The sequence below is a fragment of the Microcystis sp. M53598_WE2 genome (assembly GCF_030067735.1).
In the GTDB taxonomy this organism is placed as follows: domain Bacteria; phylum Cyanobacteriota; class Cyanobacteriia; order Cyanobacteriales; family Microcystaceae; genus Microcystis; species Microcystis aeruginosa.
The window spans coordinates 1-3919 of the sequence record NZ_JASJFE010000279.1 but is presented as its reverse complement, the minus strand read 5'-3'; the positions used below and the strand labels follow the sequence as shown (position 1 = coordinate 3919).

The window sequence follows — 3919 nt, the reverse complement described above, 5'->3', positions numbered from 1 at the left end:
TGATTCGTCTGATGAGGTTTCAATCCCTAATAGGGTTTAAGATTAATTGGAACTTGGAAACCCTTGATATGCAAAGGTTTCAGCGTTTCGTTTCAATCCCTAATAGGGTTTAAGATTAATTGGAACGAATTGGCGGAAAAATAAAAAGGGGATTCTGGTCGTTTCAATCCCTAATAGGGTTTAAGATTAATTGGAACCGCCCAGTGGTAAAAGCTATACGTTATGGGATTTTCAAGGTTCGTATGCGCCGCACCCGCAATAAACCAATCATACAGCAAGTGACCCAGTTCTTCAAGACCCCGCAAAACCTTACGGGATAAGGTGCGCCCCGCGTTGGAAAGGAAAATCATCTCGAATCTATATCCTATAAGCTTTTCAGCCACCACATAATAGTTAAGAATTTTTACAGCTACCCAGAAGCGCAACCGAGCTAAACAAAAAAAATTGTATTATCCCGGGGTAACTCACCACCGATGCGTTCCACTTTACCCCGACAACAGGCGCAGAGAAAATAAAAGCGGATGCTATCGGTATCGGGTTTGATCAACTTACTCAAGCGCCCGCGCAGCTTAGCGTACTGGGTATCGGTTAGATCGCACTCAAAAACACTATACTGCACCCGTTGGCCGTAGGACTTTAACGTATTGTGAATTTTGGTTCGTCGCTTATCATCGGAAATGTCGTAACTGACAACAAAATACATGACCGCCTCTATCTACTTTAAAATCAAGGGTGGATACTTATCCGTCTCATCCATCAGATATTTCGCCATTAGTCGGGCCTGAATCTCGAAAGCTTCTTGATAAGTACACTGTTTACCCATTACTGGATGCTTAAACTTCGATTGTTTCTTCTGTTCGTACAAGCGCAGGAAAATCTGTAAACCTTCTCTCGTCAAGGAAACCGCACCGCTTAAGGGTTCGGTGGTGAAATGTTCGGGGGTAAGATAAGGATGATTGACCCCATTGAGAACCACGGCATCAACGACGATCGCTCTAAATTCTTCCATCAGATCTAGTGCCAGCGAGGGGCGACCGTAGCGTTGATAGTGAAGATAACCGAGATAGGGGTCAAAACCGACCAAATTGATCGCACTCTGCACGTCATGGCGCAATAACGCATAACCCAGACTCAAAAGAGAATTGACCGGATCTCGCGGGGGGCGACGGTTACGCGAGGCAAAGGTAAAAGTATCACCGAGAATTAAGGAATCAAAACAACTGAAATAGGCTGCGCTTCCCGCTCCCTCTAACCCCCGGAGAGAATCGATCGCCGAGGTTGTTTCGATCGATCCGATCGCTGCTTCCAGACAAGCGATCGCCGTTTGTAAATCCAACTCTTTTCGATCGCGTTGACGACGGAGCAGAATGTTGCGGTAATTCTTCAGCTTGCCGCGGACGAATCCCCGCACTAAATGAATGGCTTTCGGAGAATCGCCGGCGGCCTGCCATTGCGCTCGACGAACGAAAATATTTTTGGTCATCTCCGGCTCCAATCTACCGAGATATTTTCCCGTGGCAGTGACAAAACTCAGGGGAATATGACGTTCCAACAATTCGATCACCAATGCGGGAGAAACTGAACCCCGTCCGAAAATCACCACTCCTTCCACGTTCAATAGAGGTACATCGAGGATCGTTTCCTTGGATGCTTTAACCGTTAAACGCTCGTCATTTTTGCCGAGAAATGCGTCTTCTCTCGTCACATATACCGTTCCCATATTTTTTAGTCTTCCTCTCGATATCGTTGGACTTTTTCGGTTAATCGGGGCAAGCAGCGATCGAACAAACTGCATCCCTTGCAGCGGGGTGAATAGACCGCCGGGGGCATTTTTCCCGTCTGGATCAGGGTTTCAACTGCTCGGATCGTAGCGATCGCCCGTTGCCGTAGAGCAAGATCGATCGCCACCGGTTGACGCTGGTGAGAACTGGCATAGTAGATATAGCCAGTATCTAGCCTTTTTCCAGTCATTTCTTCCAAACAGATGGCTTGAGCGCACACCTGCAACTCGTCGTTATCCCATTCGCCTTTACTGCCCCGTTTGTATTCCACGGGGATAAATTCACCGTCGTGGGACTCGATCAGATCGGCTTTACCGATGAGACGGTAATTGTCTGATTTAAGCCAGATCGCCCGAATTTGCCATATTTCCTCGCGGTTTCCCGCCCCGACGGTGTGAACTCGCTCGTGTAAATTTGTTCCCTCGATCGTGTAGCTATTATCGAGAAATTCCCCGGCGACGAACATTCTCCAACAACGGTGGGGACAGTAGGCGTAATGGTTGAGAGCGGCGATCGGTATGTAGTCAGATTCATCCATGGCTATCTTTTCTCCTTAGCAATTCTGCGAGTCATCCCCATCCCCATGGTGGTTTTCCGTCCCACTCCCGCATAGAGGGCAAAATCCGCCAGTACATTAATCGCTTTAATCTTTGCGGGTTCCACCTCTCCCAAAAGACGATAGTGAATCTCGCCTACACAACCGAACGACTGGTTTTTATAGGCTTCGTCGGCTAATTTCGTTTGAATATCGAAGAAACTGGGGAAAATCGAGTCTAGGGCGATGGAATCGAAGGGGATAGCGCTATAGCGATTCCAACGATTGAGAAGGCTATTAAACACCAGTTCCCGCGTCGGTAAGGCACTATCGAATTTTCCCTGCCGGAAGGTGACGGGGGTAGCGAAAAGGAAATCAAATTCCCGATTCGTTTCCGAGGCGTTTTCATACAGGTATTGATAAGTACAAGAGTTCGCCCAGGGTTGAACCGATTGTGGGGTGGCGAGGACGCTGGTGATAACCAGATCGGCGGAACCGAGATGCCAGGGGTGTTTTGGATTGAGATTCAACCAGAGCGAGGTTAATTTACCGAATAATCGGTCATCGAGCAGAGAAATCCGCCACCAGCAGGGAGTTTCGGGGGCGATTGGCCGTTCGTATCGCCACTGCGGGGAATTTATCGTTTTTCCCCCGGATTGCATCTGTAGTGGCGATAAGGTGAAGGCTTTATCTGCCTCGGCTGTGTGTAGAATTTTCCCTAATTCCTGATCAACACTACTGACAAGGGTAAGAAATAGCGCGTGAAGGTGTCGTCCGGTGAGAAAATTCGGATAGATCGGCGATCGGGGTGTGAGATTGAGAACGAGACTGTAGGGCATTAACTTAATCGGGCCTTGGCAAAAATTTGTCTGGGGGTTAGGGTTAAATCGGGGAGGAGAATATCGCTCATCTCGTCATCGCCTTTTTTAATCGCCGGGGGTGCATCGGGATAGAAAATCGTGATCTGCTTGGCCCGGGGATCGACGATCCAGACGCGACTGACTCCCGCTTTTAGGTAGTCCACGGCTTTTTCGCTCAGGCTGCTGAAAGATTGTTCCGGAGAAATAATTTCGATGACTAATTCCGGGGGAACGGGACAAGCTTCATCGGTGAGGGGAATATCTCCTAACCTTTCCGGGGAAATGTAGAGAAGATCGGGAACGGGACACCAATCTTGATCGTTTTTGCTGAGAATGATCGCCCATTCGATTCCCACTTCTCCCCGTCCTTGATTCCAGCGATCGAGTACGAGAAATAAAGCACCAGTTAAACGAGAATGAAAGAATTTCGGTGACATTTTTGGGATAGCTTCTCCATCGACTAATTCATAGGTAATATCGCCATCGGGAGCGGTTAGTGAGAAAAATTCTGGTAAAGTGAGGGGTTTAGAAGATATAAGAGTCATGGTCAATTTTCAACCGAAGTGATAGGACAATCGAGCGGGAATTTTCAGATCGGGGCGATCGCTTATAACGAGACTGTAGGGCATTAACTTAATCGGGCCTTGGCAAAAATTTGTCTGGGAGTTAGGGTTAAATCGGGGAGGAGAATATCGCTAATTTCGTCATCGCCTTTTTTAATCGCTGGGGGTGCGTCGGGATAG

Annotated in this window: 5 protein-coding genes; all 5 read right to left on the bottom strand. The window is 48.0% G+C overall.

Annotation, left to right across the window (positions count from 1 at the left end; genetic code table 11):
- Nucleotides 1-430: 430 nt before the first annotated feature.
- Genes cas2 through PX636_RS05895 form a run of 5 tightly spaced genes read right to left on the bottom strand, consistent with a single transcriptional unit; the run spans nt 431 to nt 3721 of the window.
- The gene (gene cas2, locus PX636_RS05915) at nt 431-703 is read right to left on the bottom strand and encodes a CRISPR-associated endonuclease Cas2 (RefSeq protein ID WP_002742874.1); all 273 of its coding nucleotides are present in this window, start codon (nt 701-703) and stop codon (nt 431-433) included.
- Between the two features lie 12 nt (nt 704-715).
- Entirely contained in the window at nt 716-1720 is a 1005-nt protein-coding gene (gene cas1d, locus PX636_RS05910) for a type I-D CRISPR-associated endonuclease Cas1d (protein ID WP_012266061.1), read from the bottom strand.
- Nucleotides 1721-1725: 5 nt separating this feature from the next.
- Nucleotides 1726-2319 carry a CRISPR-associated protein Cas4 gene (cas4, locus tag PX636_RS05905; protein ID WP_288116479.1) on the bottom strand — a complete coding sequence of 198 codons (594 nt, stop codon included), beginning with the start codon at nt 2317-2319 and terminating at the stop codon, nt 1726-1728.
- 2 nt (nt 2320-2321) lie between these two features.
- Nucleotides 2322-3155 carry a CRISPR-associated endoribonuclease Cas6 gene (gene cas6, locus PX636_RS05900; RefSeq protein WP_288116478.1) on the bottom strand — a complete coding sequence of 278 codons (834 nt, stop codon included), beginning with the start codon at nt 3153-3155 and terminating at the stop codon, nt 2322-2324.
- Entirely contained in the window at nt 3155-3721 is a 567-nt protein-coding gene (locus PX636_RS05895) for a Uma2 family endonuclease (RefSeq protein WP_288116477.1), read from the bottom strand. Before PX636_RS05895 ends, cas6 begins: the two co-directional genes overlap by 1 nt.
- Between the last annotated feature and the right edge of the window lie 198 nt (nt 3722-3919).

Bases quoted from the DNA above. Each gene is read 5' to 3' on its own strand.
- cas2 (WP_002742874.1), bottom strand. From the start codon at position 703: ATGTATTTTGTTGTCAGTTACGACATTTCCGATGATAAGCGACGAACC.
- cas1d (WP_012266061.1), bottom strand. From the start codon at position 1,720: ATGGGAACGGTATATGTGACGAGAGAAGACGCATTTCTCGGCAAAAAT.
- cas4 (WP_288116479.1), bottom strand. From the start codon at position 2,319: ATGGATGAATCTGACTACATACCGATCGCCGCTCTCAACCATTACGCC.
- cas6 (WP_288116478.1), bottom strand. From the start codon at position 3,155: ATGCCCTACAGTCTCGTTCTCAATCTCACACCCCGATCGCCGATCTAT.
- PX636_RS05895 (WP_288116477.1), bottom strand. From the start codon at position 3,721: ATGACTCTTATATCTTCTAAACCCCTCACTTTACCAGAATTTTTCTCA.